This is a genomic window from uncultured Parasphingorhabdus sp. (genome assembly GCF_963975555.1).
Taxonomy (GTDB): Bacteria; Pseudomonadota; Alphaproteobacteria; order Sphingomonadales; family Sphingomonadaceae; genus Parasphingorhabdus.
In genome coordinates this window covers 72,919-91,769 of the sequence record NZ_CAXBHH010000009.1, presented here as the reverse complement: position 1 = coordinate 91,769, position 18,851 = coordinate 72,919, and the positions used below count along the sequence as shown (strand labels likewise).

Below are 18,851 nucleotides of genomic sequence, written 5' to 3'. Positions count from 1 at the left end.
GGGGCATCAATGCCCTGCCCTTTGGAGAGCAGAGATGGAAGCATTGGAAGCAGCCGCTGGCGAAGTCAGCAAAGATGAAATCATGAAGCTTTTTCAGGCCCAGCGCGATGCGTTTCATGCCGAGCTGCCAGTGAGCTATGATTCCCGGATGGACCGGATCAACCGCACCGCCAAGATGATCATCGAAAATCAGGATGCGCTCTGCGAAGCCGTATCCAATGACTTCGGCCATCGCAGCAGCGTCCAGACCGTGATGACTGACCTGATGTCGATTGTCGGCCATGCCAAGGATCACAAAAAGAATCTGAAAAAGTGGATGCGCCCCGAGAAACGCAAGATGGATTTCCCGCTCGGCCTGCTGGGTGCCAGCGGTCAGGTCGAATATCAGCCAAAGGGCGTTGTCGGCGTTATCGCGCCGTGGAATTTTCCGATCAATCTTGCCTTTGATCCGGCAATCGGCGCCTTTGGCGCGGGCAACCGGGTGATCATCAAATTTTCCGAATTCTGTCCCGAGACCGGCGAGCTGGTCAAGAAACTGGTCGCCGAATATTTCGCACCCGAGGAAATGACCGTCATCACCGGCGGTCCCGAAACCGGCAAGTCCTTCTCGGAAATTCCATGGGATCACCTGATCTTCACCGGCGGTGGCGGGATTGCCAAACATGTGATGGCGGCCGCCGCGCAAAATCTTACACCGGTGACACTGGAACTAGGCGGAAAGTCGCCGACGATCATCGGGCCGGATGCGGATATCCAGAAGGCGACCCAGCGCATCGCCATGGGCAAGATGATGAATGCCGGGCAGATCTGTCTGGCGCCGGACTATCTGCTGGTCCCGCAGGACAAGGAAGATGCCGTTGTCGAAGCTATCGTGTCGAATGTGGCAGAGCAATATCCGACCCTGATCGCCAATGACGACTATACGTCGGTGATCAACGGGCGGCACAAGGAACGTCTACAGGGGCTGATCGACGATGCGGTGCAAAAGGGCGCAAAGCAAACCATCGTCAATCCCGGTGACGAGGATTTCTCCAACACCAACAGCAACAAGATGCCGCTGACCGTGTTGCAGAATGTCAGTGACGACATGCGGGTGATGCAGGAAGAGATTTTCGGTCCGGTGCTGCCGGTGAAGACCTATCGCAATCTCGACGAAGTGATTGACTATGTGAACGATCATGACCGGCCGCTGGGGCTTTATTATTTCGGGGAAACGGAGAGCGACAAGCGCAAGGTTCTGGATCGCACTATTTCCGGTGGTGTCACCGTCAATGACGTGATCTTCCATATCGCCCAGCATGACCTGCCGTTCGGCGGGGTCGGACCTTCCGGCATGGGTGCCTATACCGGCCCGGATGGATTCAAGGAATTCAGCCACGCCAAGGCCGTCTATCGCCAGCCGAAGATCAATATTGCCAAAATTGCCGGTTTTCTGCCCCCCTATGGCGCGGGTACGGAAAAGACCATGAAACAGCAAATGAAACTCTAACGTCAGGCACATATGGCAGATTTCCCGTTAGCAGGGCTCAAGGTCCTCGATTTTTCACGTGTCGTGGCGGGGCCATATGCCACGCGGATGCTCTCGGATCTGGGCGCAGAAGTGCTCAAGGTGGAGCCACCGGAAGGCGACGTGACGCGCAAGCTCGCCAAGCGGGAAAGCGGGGTTAGTGGAAATTATCTGCAGCTCAATATCGGCAAGAAAAATATCTGTGTCGATCTGAAGGCCGAAGGCGCTCGCGAGCTAATCCACAAGCTGACCGCCGAGGCAGATATTGTCGTCGAGAATTTCCGGCCCGGCATCATGGACAAATTCGGTATCGGCTGGGCCGACCTTTCGAAGGTCAACCCCCGGCTGGTGATGCTCTCCATTTCCGGTTACGGCCAGAATAGTCCCGAACGCGGCCGGGCGGCTTATGCGCCGGTGCTGCACGCGGAAAGCGGCTTGATTGCACGGCAGGCAGAGATGAGCGGTGGCAAGCCGACCGATATGCAGTTCGCGATGGCGGACAGCTACAGTTCTCTACACGGTATCATTGCTATCTTGTCCGCCTTGCGTACGCTCGATCAAACCGGAGAGGGTCAATATATTGATCTCGCCATGCTCAACGTGCTGCATTCTTCGGACGATTATGCCCATTTTGCACTCGACGACATCTGGCCGAAAGCGCCCGAGACTTTAGTTTGGAAAGCGCCGGAAGACCGCCAGATATTGATTACCGGTGACATGAAGTGGCTTTGGATCATGTTTTCGACGAAAGACGGTCTGCAGGATCCTACACCTGAAGGAGCGGACGTGCCGACAAAGGTCCGGTTGCGCCTTGAGGCCATGGAAGAACATATCTATTCTTATGATGATTTCGATACGCTGACTGCCGCCCTGGACCGCCTCAATCTTGCCTGGGGCGAAGTCTTCCCGTTCGGGCCGGACGTTTATGAACAGCCCGCCGTGAAGGCTAATGGCGTGGTGGTCGACGTAACGGACGATGAAGGCAATGCCCGCCGGACCATCCAGTCTCCCTATCGCTTCTCCAATTCGAAGAGCGGCATCGACGCCGACAGCAAAACCGCAAAACGCGGCGAACATAATGTCGCCGCGCTTCGGGATTGGTTGGATATGGGTGATGAGGAAATCAGCGCACTTGCCGAGAGCAAGGCGCTAATCTCCGGATAATCTTAGGCTTCGCCGTTGCGCGCCTGACGGCGTTTGAACGATTTCGCACCATTGTTCCAATGCTTCGGTCCGTCGCTCTTGGCGCCGGCTCCTGCGCTGGAACCCGGGCCACCGCGTCCGGAACCGCCACCGCCGCCTGGACGACCTTTGCGAGCGCTATGCTTGTTCTTGGGCGGTCCGCTGCGGGTCGGTGTTGCACCATATTTCTTCGGCTTCTGGCCATAGATACGCGAAGCAACTTCTTCGCGAGGCGGTTCGTCATAACCTTCCGGCAATGCGATAACGTCTGGCTTCACGCCGGTCAGTTTCACAACATCGCGCAGGAACTGCCGTTCGTCCGGAGCCACCAGCGAGTAGGAAATACCGCTTGCCCCTGCCCGTGCTGTCCGGCCGATCCGGTGGACATATTGCTCGGACACATTGGGCATGTCGAAGTTGATGACATGGGTGATGCCATCGACATCGATACCGCGCGCGGCAATATCGGTCGCCACAAGGATATTAATCTTACCCTTTTTGAAGTCACCCAATGCGCGTTCGCGCTGTGGCTGGCTCTTGTTGCCGTGGATGGCAGCAGAGTGAATGCCCACGGCCATCAGATTTTTCACAACCTTGTCGGCACCATGTTTGGTCTGGGTAAACACCAGCATATGATCGGGATTTTCGTTGTTGACGAAATCCTTCAGCAGACGCTGCTTGTCATCCTGGTTGATATAGGTGACGCGCTGGTCAACCCGTTCGGCGGTTGTCGATTGCGGAGCAACCGATACCTGGATGGGGTTGGTCAGAAACTGGTCGGCCAGTTGCGAGATGGTCTTGGGCATGGTTGCCGAGAAGAACAGGCTCTGACGCTGTTTTGGCAGCATCGGAACGATTTTCTTCAGCGGAACAATGAAACCGAGATCGAGCATCTGGTCGGCTTCGTCGAGCACCAGGATTTCGACTTTGGAAAGAGTCAGGAAACGTTGGTCGATCAGATCGAGCAGACGACCTGGGGTCGCCACCAATACGTCAACACCGCGTTCCAGAATGCGCTTCTGCCGGTTGATCGGTACGCCGCCAAAGGCAGAGGTTATGAACAGACCGAGGCCTTTGGAATAGCCGGTCATGCTGTCGGCAATCTGCCGTGCGAGTTCCCGGGTCGGTGCCAGCACCAGCATCCGGCATTCGAAACGACCAGCGCGCCGTTTGTCGGTCAACAGGTGGTGAATGGCTGGCAGCGAGAAAGCTGCGGTCTTGCCGGTACCGGTTTGCGCAATACCAAGAATATCCTTACCCTCAAGCGCTGGGGGAATCGCCTGCTGCTGGATCGGTGAAGGAGTGGTGTAGCCGCCTTCGGCCACGCGTTTTTGAATAGGTTCCGCCAATGCGAAATCAGAAAATTTAGTCAATTTTTTATACCTTGTAATAGCAGCAAGTTTCCAGCGCACAGCATGGAAGCTATACGCGTGTTCGCCGTCTGTTAAGACGACCCGCGTGATCAGGCTGCCGGAAAGAAAGAAGCAATGAAGGCGATAGGTTCGAGATGATCTTGTCACCTCTCACGCAGAACTCTCGCCAGACGGTCAATTTCAATTGCCGCCTTTGCTGCGATGCAACATAGATGTTTTTGTAATTAAGTCAAGCGGTGTTGTTGAGTGATTGGGCCTGTTTTGATAAAAACTCCAGCGAAGCGACGAGGAGAAGACGGTAGGGCACTGCCAAGGGATGACGCGTCAAAGTCACGAGAACGCCCTATATGTCATCAGCCGACCGATATTCTTCGACATCGATTTCTCCGGCCATGCGGCCAACGGCCACTGCCACGGTGGCATCGCCTGTAACATTCGTCATGGTCCGCATCATATCCAGCAGATGATTAATCCCTGCGACGAAAGCTATTGTTTCTAGCGGCACGCCAATGGACGAAAGCACAAGACTCATCATCACCAGCCCGGACCCGGGCACACCCGCTGCGCCGATCGCGCCGAGTGTGGATGTGAGAGCGATGATTACATAAGAAATCCAGGTAAGCTCGATACCGTAAGCTTGCGCACCAAACAGTGCGATGACACCCAAATACATGGCGGTGCCATTCATGTTGATCGTGGCCCCTAATGCCACGGTGAAGCTGGCTATCGAGTTGGACACACCAAGATTCCGTTCAACGCATCGCAGAGTGACCGGCAACGCCGCATTCGATGAAGCCGTGGAAAATGCGATGGCCTGCGCGTCAATAATACCGCGATAGAAATCAATCACCGGCAGTCGGGCAATGAAGCGAATGATGAGCGGATAAACGATCACGAGAATCAGGCCGCACCCGACATAATTCAGCATCACCAACTTGCCCAGTGGCAGCAGTGCTTCAAATCCGAATGTGCCAGCAACCCAGGCGATCAGGGCAAAAACGCCGAAAGGTGTCAGTTCCATCACGATCATCGTCATTTTCTGCATGACTATAGAACCGGCATCCATCGCCCTTGCCAGCGGAGCGCCTTCGCCGCCCGTCGCAAGGATCGAAATACCGAACAGCACTGCAAATACAATCACCGGAAGAATACTGCCCTGCGCCATCGCCATAACCGGATTCTCCGGCACGAGGTTTACGATCATCTCGATTACCGACTGATCAGGCGGAGCGGGTATTGCGCTCCCCTCGGGCAAGCTGATTATCAGTCCGGCACCAGGCTGGACGAGCTCGGCGAGGAGCATGCCCAAAGAGACAGAGATAGCTGCAGTGCCGAGGAATAATCCTATTGCCCTTCCCCCTACCGAGCCCAGTTTGCCGATATCACCGATTGCCGTGATGCCCGAAACAAGGGAGAAAAAAATCAGAGGAACCACAAGCATCTTGATTGATCGTATGAACAGGTCACCAATCCATTTGATGGATTCCGCCTGCTCGCCCATCAACACGCCCGCAACAACGCCCAGAACCAGCGCCAGTATAACCCGTTTCCATAGAGGCGTGGTGAACCAATATTTTATCATATCGAATTAAGCTCTCCGTAAATATAATGCAGCCTAGCAGCAGTCAGACTTCAAACTAGAGCCATTTCCATGCTCGGATATAACCCGACGTTATATCGTGACGCGATAATCTGATATCGGCCTGATTTGGCCAACAGCGGGTTCCAAGATTGCGGTATACAGTTTCCTGTGCTTCGCCTAGCATTACAGCGATGTTGCCAACATGAGAGCAATCATGGCTACCGGCGAGTTCCCTATTATCGTCTATGAGCTTTGCGAACTTATGGACACCATTTTACTTAAGTAGGTCAAAACATGCGTTTGCGTCATATCGAGATATTTCACGCCGTTTATCTTCACGGCACCGTCAGCGCCGCTGCCCGAGCGCTTAACATCTCCCAACCGGCTGTAACGAAAACCTTGAAGCACGCCGAACAGCTATTGGGCTTTCCTCTGTTCGACAGGCGCGGTGGCAGGCTGGTTCCGACTGACGACGCACATACGCTTTTCATTGAGGTTGCTGACGTCCAACAACGCGTCTCGTCACTCCGGCAGGTTACGCGAAACCTTCGCAATGGCAGTGGAACTTTACGCGTTTCTGTTCTGCCCTCGCTAGCGCTAGATATTCTGCCAAGGGCCGTCAGCTTGTTTTCCGAAAAATACCCTGACGTTTATTTCGACCTTCAAACATTGCATCACGAGGAAATCGCGCGCTCGCTGTACGAACGGGAGGCTGATATCGTGGTAGCCTACAAGGCGCCGCCCGGATTGCCTGTCATTTCCAACTGGCTCGGAGAAGGCGAGCTAGGACTGCTGTATCGGCGGGAAGATCTGCCCGATCTACCGGAAAGAGTTTCGCTGAAACAAGTCTGCAACGAGAGGTTTATAAGCCTAGCAGAAAGCGGCCCGATAGGCGATTTGCTGCGTCGCGAATTGGGCAGGAGTGGTGTCGAACTGAACGAAGTTGTATCTGCGCGCACATTTTATATCGGTTCCGCTCTCGTCCGCAAAGGAATTGGCATGGCGGTGCTGGACAATTTTACCGCCCAGGCAACAGTGGACGACACCCTGGTATTTAGTCCGCTGCAACCGACGCTGGCTTTCGACGTGTTTGCGATAACTCTGGAGAGCAGGCCATTTTCCCATGTCGCGCAAGAATTTCTCAATATATTCCGGACATGTATTGACGAAGCATGAATTGGCAGGGGCGGCGTTAGCCACCCCTGCACTAAAGACATCAAATCTAGACGTTAGAAATTGATCTTCGCACCGATCCGAAATGACCGCCCGAGCAGGTCATAGAGAGACTGGTTGGTTGCCGGCGTTGCATAGGCGCTACCAGCAGGTCCCGAAGCTACGACCGGAGGATCCTTGTCCAGAAGGTTTGATACAGACAGGAACATAGTCAGGTCAGATGATCCGAAACTGAAATCGTGATAAACCGAAGCATCAAGATAGAATGCGCCATCAATATGGTTCGTATTTATCGTACGTGCAGTGGAAGTCGATACCGGACAGCTATCGACGCACTCGACAAAACTATTGTCATAGGTACCAGAGCTAATTCCACGTCCAATCAGGTTGAGACGCAGTGGTCCGTTTTTGTAAGATGCCGTTAACCTGTACAGAAATTCCGGATTGCCACCGTTGCTATTCTGTCCAACGATATCAACTGCCGGATCCAGCCCGTTGTCGACGGTATTTTCAAGATAGAGCGTCGCAATCCCACGGAGCATTAAAGAACCTGAGCCAAGACTGGTCTGGTAAGACGTCTCGAAGTCGAGTCCGCGCGCGCGTTGCGAAGCAAAGTTGAAGGGGCTTTCAAAAATCTGCAGATTGGTACCGAAGTCATTCGCTCCCCGCACTATAGCAGCACAATATTGCGTGACGCCTTCAAAGCATCGATCGATGATCGTTTGCGCATCAAGAGAGTCAATCGCATCATCGATCTTGATGTCGTAATAATCAACCGAGGCAGAAAATCCTGGCAAGAAATAAGGCTGAAAAATAACGCCCACGCCCCATTGATCCGCTTTTTCGGGGTCAAGATTAGGATTACCTGTCGCGGTACCCGCAAATGGTGTCGACTGGTTATTATTGAACGGGTCAAGGACAGTATTTGATCGAGTGGAACCCGCCGTGAATAATTCCGCCAGATTAGGTGCCCGAATATCGCGCGAACGAGTAGCGCGGAACCGAAGACCCTCAATGGGTTCGAAGCTCGCTCCGACCTTCCAGGTCGTTACAAATCCCGACGTGGAATAATCGGTGGCACGGATCGCACCATTAACGTCAAGACTGTCGAGAACAGGTACAAGCAGTTCCAGATATCCTTCGGTTACAGAATAATCACCAAAGCTTGGCAGGAAGTTACCGGTAAACCAGCCTGACTGATATTGCTCTTCAACATAACCGGAGACTTCTTCCGTACGGTGTTCACCGCCGATGGCGACAGCAACGGCCCCGGCAGGCAATTGGAAAGCATCGAAGGATAGATTGGCCGCATAGACGTTTTGCTCGAATCGCTGCAAACGATAGAGATCGCCCAGGATCCAGTCGACTGCTTCTGAATCGGCAACATTGGTCCCGAAGCGGTTAAGGGGGACACAACCGTTATCAGGGGTCGTCAGCGACGAGCGACAGACGATCGTGCCTGCTGCAACACCCAGGCTATTTCCGGCCGGCGCGAATACTGCGTCGGTTGCCTGCGTAAGTCGCGTGTTATTTGCAATGCCGAGCGCTGATTCCCGCGTTTTGGCAATACCCTTCTGGATATATGCGTCCCAGCGGGCAAGATTGCCGAACAGACTAAATTCTCCATCTGCTCCTACAACGTATCTTTGTACTCCACGCTTTGTCTCATTAGTCCGAATACCGAGGTCGGCGTTTGTGGTACCAAACCTGAATGAAGTTTCATTTGCGGCAGCAAGCTGGGTCTGGATGCTAGCTGGGAGGAAAGCATTGTCGGCCTGGATCGTTACATTGCCTTGATTACGGTGGATACCGAGTTGCCCGCTATTGACTGATCGAGAATAGCTCGCCTGTGCAAACACGTTCAACCAGGGTGCTACTTCATAACTGATCCGACCAAAGATATTTTTGCGGTTTTCTTCAGGATCCAGTGATTGGGTGTTGTTGACCTGAGTAAGCGCCCAGTCCCCTCCGACAAACCATGGATCACTAACCGTACCGTAGTCTAGCTGCCCAATCGTACCGCCATTGCCGAAGTACGTACCACGCAAAGACCCGCCTGTAATAAGGCCACCGGGTGTCGCAAGGCTGAGACCAGCCTTGTCGGTGATTAGTCGCTCGGGTTGACCGTTTCCTGCCACATATGCAGGGTTGGTTATCTGGTACCAGCCCTTATTGTTCCAGTCTCTCGGCACACTATTCAGACCATCACGAACCGCTATTTCGCCGTTGAGAAGAATATGGCCCCGTCCGTCGGCAAATGGCGTCCCAAAGGTGGCGTCAAATTTGCGATTGGCGGCATCACCATATGTTGAAATGCCTGCTTCGGCGCTAGTTTTCAAACCTGTGTATTTTTCATCAAGAATGAAGTTTACCACACCGGAGACCGCGTCCGAACCATAGGCAGCCGAAGCGCCTCCCGTTACAACCTCAACTCCGGAAATCAGGGCTTGGGGAAATGTATTGACGTCGACCTGTCCGCCAAGTGCCGAACCGACCGAGCGCTGTCCGTTGAGCAAAACGAGTGTCCGGCTGGAACCCAGTCCGCGAAGATTGATGGTATTGAGACCGGAAGTACCCGAACTCATGTTGAGGTTGGTGCTAGCAGGCGTGGCGCTCCCGACCACCGAAGGAATTTCATTTACGAAGTCGGCCACGTTTGCTGGCGCGCTCGCTTCAATGTCACTGGTGCTCAATACGGTTAGCGGGGTGGGCGCGCTGTAGCCATCTCGCTGGATACGCGTGCCGGTTACCACAATCGGCGCGCTACCCTTATCTTCGATTTTCTGACTATCGTCCGATTGGGTTTGGGCTTGCGCTATGCTGTTCGGCGCAAAAAGCAGACTGGCCGCCAGCGCTATATGTGAAGTGATTAGTTTACCCGACATTATTAAACTCCCTATTTTTACTTATATCACTAGAATCATTTCACCATATTACTTGGCGTAAATGTATCTATTAAATCTGGTTAATTATATTAATTTAGTACGTTCCTACTGGTACTTAACAACCATTGTTCTTCGGCTTCCGCGGCAATGGCTGACCTGCGGCCTTGCCTGTGGGCACTCCTTTGTCGATCGCCAGAACACCGTTGACCAACACGGTTTGCACACCGGCCGAGAAAAGCGTCGGCTCAATGAACGTTGCTCGCGGCGCATAGGTTTCAGGATCAAATACAAGCACATCGGCATAGGCGCCCTTTGAAAGCGTTCCACGGCCCTCCAGCGAGAATAATTTTGCCGGCACCGCAGTGCTCTGGTCGATAAACTGCCTGAGATTGATTACCTCGAGATCCTTCACATATGTGTCGTACTTCCGGGCAAAGCTGGCGTAGTAACGCGGGTGCCCCAATGACGCATCCGAACTGGTCATGACCCAGGGCCGGTTCATAAAGGCAGCAATATCAGCCTCATCCTGATTGAACGAGGCGACTCTAAGATCAAACCGGCGCAACAAATCGATCGCCGCCTGCACAGGGTCAACCCCCGCTTCCTGAGCCAGCTCAGCCAGGGTCTTGCCCTTTACATCGGCCGGACCGCTTGTAATCAACAGCGAATCCGGGCCACCACGTCGCCGCAGGTTGTCAGCCATCTCTGTTTTGATCTTTGCCAGTTGTGAAGGGTCGTCAAATCGCTCCAAAGTTGATTTTCGGCCACCATCTTGGGCCCATCGGGGAAGCAACGACGCATCGAGCCCAGTGCCTGACGCTGACCACGGGTATTGATCGGCATGAACGACCTGCCCCGCCGATTGAGCCTTCTCTATCGTTTCAATAATAGCGGATGCCTTGCCATGTACATCGACACCCAGCGCCTTGATATGCGCAATATGTACTGGAATTCCGGCTTCTTTCCCGATGGCTATCGCCTCGGAAACAGCACCTTCGAGTCCTATTGTGTAACTCGATTCATCCCTGATATGACTGTCATAAACTCCGCCGTGTTTGGCCGCCACCTTCGCTAATGTGACGACCTCACCTTCTTTGGCGTAACTTTGAGGTGCGTAGAATAGACCAGTCGACAGCCCGAGGGCTCCCTGACACATGGCTTCGTCGACCAATGTCGTCATCTCGGTCAGCTCCGTTTTCGTCGGAGCACGATCATCGCTTCCGATCACATTTTTTCGAAGCGCGCCCAGACCGATATAACTCGCGAAATTGATACCGTAATCACGACCGGAACCCTTGGCAAAAACCGCTGATATATCAGTTTCCCCTCCGCCGTCGACGCCAATAAACGCGGTGGTCACACCTTGGGTTAGAAACGGCATTACCAGCCTTGCGGCCGGCAAATCTGACGTTAACGCATCGCCGACATGGGTATGTGTGTCTATGAAGCCGGGTGACACAATCATATTTTTTGCATCAATAGTGCGCAGCGCTTTTCCGGCATAATGCTGCCCCGTAAAAACAATCCGGTCCCCTGAAATGGCGATATCACCAACATAGGGTTCAGCGCCGCCCGGATAAATCGTTCCGCCTGCTATAAGAATATCAACTGATGTAGCGGGTTCCGGGGTTTGTGCCGTTGCCGGGGCGCTCAACAGCAACCCGACCGCCAATGAACTTGCGACGGCCCGTGCGGTTTCTGGTATAATATTCTTCATAATAACCCCCGAATGATAATTATATTATGTGCAGTTTGAACGTTCGCTATGCTTAAGCCAATGATTTTTGTGCAGTGCAGTATAACCATAAGATATACCTACCCCCAGAAGCCGGGCGCTGGAGGAGTCATAGTTCCACAATTTTCTATCACCCCGTTTTTGAGATCGTCCATAAGCCACGTCGGACCATCGAGATCGACAAAGGCGCAACGCTGCGCGATTACCATGGCGGGTGCGATGGAAAGCGAGCTGGAAACCATACAGCCGACCATCAGGCCAAGCCCCTCGCGTTCAGCCGCCTCCAGCATCGCGAGCGCAGTAGTCAGGCCACCTGTCTTGTCGAGTTTAATGTTCACATAGTCATAGCGGCGAGCCAACTGCGCCAGGTCGTCGGCTACATGGCCGGACTCGTCAGCTGCGAGCGGAATAAGCGCCTCGAAACCTTCCAGTTCCGCGTCATTCTCGGCGGGCAAAGGTTGCTCGAGCAGGTCAACCCGCAGGTCTACAAGCTGTTGCTGCCACAATGCGAGCTGCTCGATGGACCAGCTTTCGTTAGGATCTACTATTATTCGAGGATTTGGCGCGACTGCACGAACCGCGCGCACAGCATCTATCGGATTGGAAGCATCGACCTTTATTTTCAGCAGCGGCACATCTTTCAACTGCTGTGCTGCCGCTGCCATGTTCTCGGGTATATCCAGGCTCACCGTTATGGCCGTAGAGACGGGCTTAAGCTTTTCCCAGCCTATCCGTTCAGTAACGGATAGGCCCGTCTGCTTCGCCTCCAAATCCCAAAGCGCGCAGTCAATGGCGTTGCGGGCAGCGCCCGGCGGCATGATCTCCAACAACCGTTCACGATCAGCGCCCGCTTCAATTTCTCCGCGAGCAGAGTCGATCTGGGCAAGCACTCCGTCAATCGTTTCATTATAACGGGCATAAGGCACGCTTTCACCACGCCCTATATCGTTGCCATCACGAATTTCCACGAAGATGGTGTCGGATACCGACTTGATCCCCCGCGAAATGCGAAAAGGCCGCTTCAGGCGGAAAGGGACGTGGATGGCCGAGAGATGGCGAAGCATTTTTCAATCCTGTCAATTATGGGATCAGCGCCTTGTGCATATGGATCGACGCAAGGCAAACCAGTCGTTTCCGCAATTCTGTCACACACAATCCGAGCGTCCTTTTCGGCCAGCATGGAGGTGTTAACCGCAACCCCGACCGCGATTACGTCCGGACTGGTGAGACGTGCCCGTTCGAGATTTGCGGCGATCGTGCTTTCAAGGGTTGGCATCGGATAATGCGGAAGCCCGCGCATATGTGTCCGCATCGGTTCATGGCAGATAACAATCGCGCTGGGTTGGGCGCCATGGAGAAGCCCCGTTGAAACGCCGGCGAAAGACGGATGGAAAAGCGAACCCTGCCCTTCGATCAGATCCCATCCACCGTCATTTCTCTCTGGCGCAAGCTGCTCGATCGCACCGGAAATAAAATCGGCGATAACGGCATCAACCGGCACGCCGGACCCGGCGATCATTATGCCTGTCTGACCGGTGGCGCGGAAGTCCGCGCGATAGCCGCGAGCCCGCATCGACTTTTCAATGCAAAGCGTTGCGACCATTTTTCCTACCGAACAATCGGTGCCGACGGTAAGAAGACGTAGTCCTTCGCGGCGCACCCCGGTTCCAACCTTCAAATCCGTGGCGGGATCGCGCACGTCAATCAACCTGCGCCCATTGCGCGCGGCTATTTCCGCAAGCTTGGGAACGTCCCGCAAACGGCTGTGCAATCCCGAGACGATGTCCAGCCCTGCGTTCAGCGCGGCTTCCGCATCTGTTATAAGTTCGTCGGTTAGCGCCCCGCCTGCACTCGCAACTCCGAGGACCAGTGTCTTGGCTCCCGCTTGCACTGCTTGCGAGAAGGCCATTTGAGGCAAGCCGAGGGTCAGGGGACTGCCTTCATGCACGAATTCTCCGACGCAATCATCAGGACGAAACATCGCAATCCCGCGGGAGGTCTTGATCGATAAAGGATCTGACGTGGATCCGAGATAAAGTAGATATGGAGTTTGTATCATAGCGCCGACCGTTGTTAGAGTTCGACCCTTTGGTAGGCGATTGGGCTCCAGCGGTAATATCATATGCAGCACTAAAGGTATAACCTCACCTTATAGGTGGAACGAAAATCTTGTGGGCCAGCCTGTCCTCTGTGGATAGGGTCCATCACTTACAGCTTTTGGGATGATTTTCCTCATAGTGCTTGAGGCGCAAGCCCTGCGGGTAATCGCGTTGTTAGGAGCGGCACCACTAACCCGATTGGCAATTCCCGAACCCGGTAATCACCAAAAAACTATCAATCCTGACAAATATATTTATGGCCTAGCCGATGACCGATACAAAGCCCCATAACCGCGACAAGAACTACCGGATCAAAAGCGACAGCCCCTTTCTGAAGGCGCTAGGCGTTGCGAACGACGCCGGAGAGATCAAGCCTAATAGATACGGGAAATATCGCCAGATCTGCCGCTTCGTCGAGATTTTCATTGAACGGATCGAGCGGACGCAGGCGGTCAAACAGAAGCGGGTCAAGGTTCTAGATATCGGATCGGGCAAGGGCTATCTCACCTTTGCGATGTATGACCAACTGGCCCAGGCCGGACTAAACCCGAAGATAGACGGTGTTGATACACGCTCGGAGATGGTCGACCTTTGCAATGAAGCGGCGCAAACGTCCGGTTTTGAAAATTTGGCATTTCACAATATGAAAGCCGAGGATTTCGTTCAGGGCTATTATGATGCGATCATCGCCCTGCACGCCTGCGACACGGCGACCGATGATGCCTTATTCTATGGCATAAGGTCGAAATCCAAACTGATCGTCTGCGCCCCCTGCTGCCAGCACGAAGTTCTCGTGGACCTGCAAAAAAGCGAGACCGAAAACCGGAAGTTCATCTCGCACGGCCTGTTTCTGCAAAAACAGGCCGACCTGATCACCGACAACAGCCGCGTGATGCTGCTCCGGTCTCAGGGTTACCAAGTCGACGTCATCGATTTCGTCTCTACCGAGCACACGCAAAAGAACACGCTGATCACAGCCATCAAGAAGAACAAGCCGTCCCCCAAATATCTTGAGCAATATGAAGCTTATAAAAAGGCCTATGGTTTTGGCGGGATCAAGCTGGAGACGCTGATGCGCGAGGCGGGATTGATCCGCTCGGAGTGAAGCTGCGCTCTCGTTTTCGCGCCGCTGTGGCTACATAGCTCCGCAACGCATCCCACCGGTCGAGGCCGCCCACGAAAGCGGACTAAACGGATGGTTCAACGAATAGCAGCGAACTGCCAGACGCTGCCAAGTTGGAAGACTTGCGATGCTGGTCGATGAAACTTCACAAACGCGGCCGATTGCCCATTTTTTCGCCGAGACGCACCGATTTCTCCGGTGCCCAGTCAGCTGAGAAAGCGACGGTCTGTGGCCGGAACAGCATGATCACCGTGGAGCCGAGCAGGAACCGCCCCATCTCTTCGCCCTTTTCGAGCGTGACATTCAGATCCGTATAATTCCATTGCATAATCTTCTTGGCAGGCTTTGGTCTGACTACGCCGTGCCAAACCGTTGCCATGCTACCGACGATTGTAGCACCAACCAGGACCATCGCGAACGTACCATGCTCCGCTGATTCAAATATACATACCACCCGTTCGTTTCGCGCGAAGAGGTTAGGCACGCCGCGCGCAGTAATAGGATTAACGGAAAACAGCGAGCCCGGCACGTAGATCATGCTCATGAGCCTGCCGTCGCAAGGCATATGCAAGCGGTGATAATCCTTGGGCGACAGATAAACATTGGCGAAGCTGCCGTTGCGGAACTTTGCTGCTAATGCTGTATCGCCACCAAGCAACTCGGTCGTAGTAAACGAATGGCCCTTAGCCTGAAGAATGTGGTGGTCATCAATAGCACCGACCTGACTGATCGCGCCATCCACCGGGCAGGCAAAATCCGCTTCCGATATAGGTCGCACGCCGGCTTTGAGCGGACGGGTGAAGAAGGCGTTGAAGCTGTTATAACTCGAGATGTCCGGATTTTCTGCCTCGCTCATATCGACAGCATATTTGTCGACGAACCAGCGTATCAGCCGGGTCGTTCGCTCGCCTCGCTCTGCTTCGGCAACGCGCCCGGCAAAGGCAGTAAGGCCCCGCTTTGGCAGCATGTACTGGGACGCGACTTTCAATCGTTCAAACAATAATTTTCTCGCATCAATTGATCCACCGATTCTCAGACCGTAAGTCCTGCCAGAACGCCGCTTCGGATTTTGGCGGATACACGATGTGCTCGAGCGATGTTTAAAATTCTAGCACAGCACAGATATTCCCTGCTTCGTAAAAATTCAACTAGCGGCTTGGCCGCTTGCATCTAAAGCGCCTGACCTCATCAAGGGTAAGCGAGGGTCTTCCGCTCTTAGCACATCCCAATTTGCGGCTGAATGACCGAACTTGGGTGGCGAGCGGCCATTGGGATCAAACGATTCTCGGGGTAAGAAAGACGCGGGAGAGAATGAGAACAGCTAATAGAAGTCCAACAAGCAGGAGTAAAATTTCTGCCGTGGTTTCCGCACGCCCTTTAAGACGCCAAAAGACTATGAAAGCCCCTAAACCTATCCAGTAGTTGCGCGAGATCAGTAGCTTGGCGTTACAACCTTCACACGCAAAAGGCTTCCCCAACCCCCACTGAGTTTTTTTGAACGGCACTGCTATTCCACAGCTAGGGCAAGGTGGAGTTAGTAAGCTCATGGGTCTTCCATTATCATAAATACCAGCGGCTGCAATTGGGGCGGTTGCTGACTGACAGCTTCAACATTTCAATGTCCGCTCGTGGGCCCACCGTGGGCGATGAGTCTATATCTGGCTGAATAGCCGCCGAGACCCAAAAGCGGCAATTCAAATCGAGACTACAACCATCGTTCCTACTTGATGCGGGAAGCAGACTGGTTAGAGTGGGCATTTCACGCACCACGCCATACACACGCCCCTTCAAGACGGATGATAACATGCGCAACCTGCTTCTTTCCACCATCGCCCTCGCCGCGTTCACGGCCAGCCCTGCCACTGCGCAGGACACAAAAACTCCTGAGAAACCGGCATTGGATATAGGTGCCGGCGGGCGGCCAGTAGGTGAAGCCTGGTCGCGCAGTCCGGTATATGCCCAGCATGGCATGGCGGCGACCGCTCATCCACTGGCCAGCCAGATCGCCATAGATATTCTCAAAAAGGGCGGCACGGCGGTCGATGCGGCGATTGCGGCGAACGCGGCGCTGGGTCTGATGGAGCCGACCGGCAACGGCATGGGCGGCGATCTGTTCGCGATCATCTGGGACCCGAAAACACAGAAATTATACGGCCTCAACGGATCGGGCAAAAGCCCGATGGGAACCAGCTACAAGCAGTTCATCAAGCAGCTCAAGGGCAGCAAGACCATCCCGCCCTTCGGCCCGATGCCGATTACCGTTCCCGGGACCGTCGACGCCTGGTTCGAAATGCACGGAAAATTCGGCAAGCTGAGCATGGCTGATATCCTCGCGCCGACCATCGCCTATGCCAGGGAAGGCCATCCGGTAGCGCCGGTGATCGGCTATTATCTCGACAGCAATCTCAAGAGATTCGAGCAAAGCCTCGATATGATTGGTGATTTTGACAATGCGCGGAACACCTATTTCAAAAACGGTGCGCCCAAGGCGGGCGAGATTTTCAAGAATCCTGATCTCGCCAACACGCTCGGCAAGATAGCCACCGGTGGCCGCGATGCCTTTTACAAAGGCGAAATTGCGAGAACCATCGATAGCTATTTCAAACGGATTGGCGGCAATCTGCGTTACGAGGACTTCGCCGCGCACAGCAGTCTGTGGGTCGAACCGGGCTGCGTTGACTATCGCAAGGGTTATGAGCTGTGCGAACTGCCACCTAACTCGCAAGGGTTCGCGGCGCTGCAGATGGCGAATATCCTCAAGAATGTCGATCTGACCCAATGGCCGCGCGGCAGCGCCGAGGTGCTGCATTATATTACCGAAGCGAAAAGATTGGCCTTTGAGGATGTCGCACGCTTTTACGCTGATCCAGAGGCCTCCCCTGCCCCGTTGGATTGGCTGCTGTCGGATGATTATGGCAAGGAGCGTTTCGCATTGATCGATCCGGCCAAAGCCACACCCGGCTTCGGTCCGGGCGAGCCGAAGCTGGAAGGCGAAGGCGACACGACCTATCTCACCGTTGCCGACAAGGATGGCATGATGGTGTCCCTGATCCAGTCCAATTATCGCGGCATGGGCAGCGGGCTGGTCGCAGACGGGCTCGGCTTCATGTTTCAGGATCGCGGAGAATTATACTCGCTCGATGCCAACCATCCCAATGCCTACGCGCCCGGCAAACGTCCATTCCAGACGATCATCCCCGCCTTCATGAAGAAGGACGGCAAACCGTTCATGTCTTTCGGCCTGATGGGCGGCGGCATGCAGCCGCAGGGCCATGTCCAGGTGATGATCAATCTGGTCGATTATGGCATGAATCTGCAGGAAGCCGGAGACGCGGCGCGCCTGAACCATGACGGCGGACGCCAGCCAACCGATGATCTGGCTGGAACCGGTGCCGATCTGCTGGGTATACTCAATGTCGAACCGGGCATATCGGCGGAAACGATCGAAAGGCTGAGGGCGATGGGACATGTTGTAGAAGTTGTTGATAACGGCGCGATGTTCGGCGGCTATCAGGCGATCACCCGCGACGCAGAGACAGGCGTCTATACCGGCGCCACCGAAATGCGCAAAGATGGTCAGGCGATTGGATATTAAGCAAGCATCACTTTTGCCTCAAATATCATAATGAAATGGAATGAAAATGCACAAAACCCTTCTTGTCGCCCTGTTGCCGCTACTGGCCCTCGCGCAACCCGCGTCGGCCCAGATGGAAAATTTCAAGCCCGGCCCGGTTTTTACGGATTTCGGTCCGACTGCGCCGGTTGAGCAAAGCGAGCCCCTGGCTGCAGACTCGACATTTCACATTGCCTTCGACGTCTCGACGGCGGCTGATCCGGACAAGATCAACCGCACTATCGAAAGCGCTGCCCGCTTCATCAACATGCAAGTGAAAGCCGGGGTTCCGGAAGAGAATATCCATCTCGCCATCGTTGTACATGGCGGCGCATCCGTCGACCTGACCAATCAGAATTTCTTCGCGGCAAAAAAAGACGGCAGGAAAAATGCCAGTGCTGCTGCCATCGCACAATTGCAGGACCATGGCGTCAAATTTTACCTGTGCGGCCAAAGCGCAGCAGCCAATGGCATTAGCAATGATGATCTTCTGCCGGGCGTAAAAATGTCGCTCTCAGCAATGACCGCGCACGCTTTGCTGCAACAGCAAGGCTACACGATCAACCCATTCTAATTCAG

Annotated in this window: 13 protein-coding genes; 6 read left to right on the top strand and 7 right to left on the bottom strand. The window is 54.2% G+C overall.

The features are described from left to right. The first annotated feature begins 34 nt into the window (after positions 1 to 34). Together AAC060_RS14870 and AAC060_RS14865 are read left to right on the top strand one after the other, a co-directional pair. Entirely contained in the window at positions 35 to 1,489 is a 1,455-nt protein-coding gene (locus AAC060_RS14870; RefSeq protein ID WP_339827626.1) for a coniferyl aldehyde dehydrogenase, read from the top strand. Between the two features lie 12 nt (positions 1,490 to 1,501). Continuing rightward, a complete protein-coding gene (locus tag AAC060_RS14865; protein ID WP_339827623.1) occupies positions 1,502 to 2,671 on the top strand; it encodes a CoA transferase in 1,170 nt (389 codons plus the stop codon). Positions 2,672 to 2,673: 2 nt separating this feature from the next. Here the strand turns inward: AAC060_RS14865 and AAC060_RS14860 are convergent, their stop codons facing one another. After that, the gene (locus tag AAC060_RS14860) at positions 2,674 to 4,062 is read right to left on the bottom strand and encodes a DEAD/DEAH box helicase (RefSeq protein WP_339827619.1); all 1,389 of its coding nucleotides are present in this window, start codon (positions 4,060 to 4,062) and stop codon (positions 2,674 to 2,676) included. 343 nt (positions 4,063 to 4,405) lie between these two features. Beyond that, positions 4,406 to 5,644: a dicarboxylate/amino acid:cation symporter gene (locus tag AAC060_RS14855; RefSeq protein ID WP_339827616.1), complete on the bottom strand. Its 1,239-nt coding sequence runs from the start codon at positions 5,642 to 5,644 to the stop codon at positions 4,406 to 4,408. A gap of 294 nt (positions 5,645 to 5,938) precedes the next feature. Here AAC060_RS14855 and AAC060_RS14850 point away from each other — a divergent pair, with 294 nt between their 5' ends. Further along, complete coding sequence (locus AAC060_RS14850) at positions 5,939 to 6,820, top strand: LysR family transcriptional regulator (RefSeq protein WP_339827613.1); 882 nt, start codon at positions 5,939 to 5,941, stop codon at positions 6,818 to 6,820. A gap of 53 nt (positions 6,821 to 6,873) precedes the next feature. On the opposite strand, the gene AAC060_RS14845 is transcribed toward AAC060_RS14850, so the two are convergent. From AAC060_RS14845 to dgcN, 4 genes are all read right to left on the bottom strand, one after another. Then, positions 6,874 to 9,570 carry a TonB-dependent receptor gene (locus tag AAC060_RS14845; protein WP_339827610.1) on the bottom strand — a complete coding sequence of 899 codons (2,697 nt, stop codon included), beginning with the start codon at positions 9,568 to 9,570 and terminating at the stop codon, positions 6,874 to 6,876. A gap of 247 nt (positions 9,571 to 9,817) precedes the next feature. After that, positions 9,818 to 11,419, bottom strand: coding sequence for an amidohydrolase family protein (locus tag AAC060_RS14840; RefSeq protein WP_339827607.1), 1,602 nt, complete (start codon positions 11,417 to 11,419; stop codon positions 9,818 to 9,820). Between the two features lie 98 nt (positions 11,420 to 11,517). Next, positions 11,518 to 12,501 (bottom strand): N-acetyl-D-Glu racemase DgcA, encoded by a 984-nt coding sequence (gene dgcA, locus AAC060_RS14835; protein ID WP_339827604.1) that lies wholly within the window; start codon positions 12,499 to 12,501, stop codon positions 11,518 to 11,520. After that, on the bottom strand, positions 12,459 to 13,496 hold the full coding sequence (gene dgcN, locus AAC060_RS14830) for an N-acetyltransferase DgcN (protein WP_339827601.1): 1,038 nt from the start codon (positions 13,494 to 13,496) through the stop codon (positions 12,459 to 12,461). The genes dgcA and dgcN overlap by 43 nt, the downstream gene beginning before the upstream one ends. 308 nt (positions 13,497 to 13,804) lie before the next feature. Between dgcN and AAC060_RS14825 the strand changes: the two genes are divergently transcribed. After that, complete coding sequence (locus AAC060_RS14825) at positions 13,805 to 14,641, top strand: SAM-dependent methyltransferase (protein ID WP_339827598.1); 837 nt, start codon at positions 13,805 to 13,807, stop codon at positions 14,639 to 14,641. Positions 14,642 to 14,804: 163 nt separating this feature from the next. On the opposite strand, the gene asd is transcribed toward AAC060_RS14825, so the two are convergent. After that, positions 14,805 to 15,515 carry an archaetidylserine decarboxylase gene (gene asd / locus AAC060_RS14820; RefSeq protein WP_339827595.1) on the bottom strand — a complete coding sequence of 237 codons (711 nt, stop codon included), beginning with the start codon at positions 15,513 to 15,515 and terminating at the stop codon, positions 14,805 to 14,807. A 948-nt stretch (positions 15,516 to 16,463) separates the two neighbouring features. Between asd and ggt the strand changes: the two genes are divergently transcribed. After that, positions 16,464 to 18,254 carry a gamma-glutamyltransferase gene (gene ggt / locus AAC060_RS14815; protein ID WP_339827592.1) on the top strand — a complete coding sequence of 597 codons (1,791 nt, stop codon included), beginning with the start codon at positions 16,464 to 16,466 and terminating at the stop codon, positions 18,252 to 18,254. Between the two features lie 46 nt (positions 18,255 to 18,300). Continuing rightward, positions 18,301 to 18,846, top strand: a complete 546-nt coding sequence (locus AAC060_RS14810) for a DsrE family protein (RefSeq protein WP_339827589.1) — start codon at positions 18,301 to 18,303, stop codon at positions 18,844 to 18,846. Positions 18,847 to 18,851 lie beyond the last annotated feature (5 nt).

What these genes read in the sequence shown, in the direction of transcription:
- AAC060_RS14850 (WP_339827613.1), top strand. Translation starts at nt 5,939, where the DNA reads ATGCGTTTGCGTCATATCGAGATATTTCACGCCGTTTATCTTCACGGC.
- AAC060_RS14855 (WP_339827616.1), bottom strand. Translation starts at nt 5,644, where the DNA reads ATGATAAAATATTGGTTCACCACGCCTCTATGGAAACGGGTTATACTG.
- dgcN (WP_339827601.1), bottom strand. Translation starts at nt 13,496, where the DNA reads ATGATACAAACTCCATATCTACTTTATCTCGGATCCACGTCAGATCCT.
- AAC060_RS14865 (WP_339827623.1), top strand. Translation starts at nt 1,502, where the DNA reads ATGGCAGATTTCCCGTTAGCAGGGCTCAAGGTCCTCGATTTTTCACGT.
- asd (WP_339827595.1), bottom strand. Translation starts at nt 15,515, where the DNA reads ATGAGCGAGGCAGAAAATCCGGACATCTCGAGTTATAACAGCTTCAAC.
- AAC060_RS14870 (WP_339827626.1), top strand. Translation starts at nt 35, where the DNA reads ATGGAAGCATTGGAAGCAGCCGCTGGCGAAGTCAGCAAAGATGAAATC.
- AAC060_RS14810 (WP_339827589.1), top strand. Translation starts at nt 18,301, where the DNA reads ATGCACAAAACCCTTCTTGTCGCCCTGTTGCCGCTACTGGCCCTCGCG.
- AAC060_RS14825 (WP_339827598.1), top strand. Translation starts at nt 13,805, where the DNA reads ATGACCGATACAAAGCCCCATAACCGCGACAAGAACTACCGGATCAAA.
- AAC060_RS14840 (WP_339827607.1), bottom strand. Translation starts at nt 11,419, where the DNA reads ATGAAGAATATTATACCAGAAACCGCACGGGCCGTCGCAAGTTCATTG.
- ggt (WP_339827592.1), top strand. Translation starts at nt 16,464, where the DNA reads ATGCGCAACCTGCTTCTTTCCACCATCGCCCTCGCCGCGTTCACGGCC.
- dgcA (WP_339827604.1), bottom strand. Translation starts at nt 12,501, where the DNA reads ATGCTTCGCCATCTCTCGGCCATCCACGTCCCTTTCCGCCTGAAGCGG.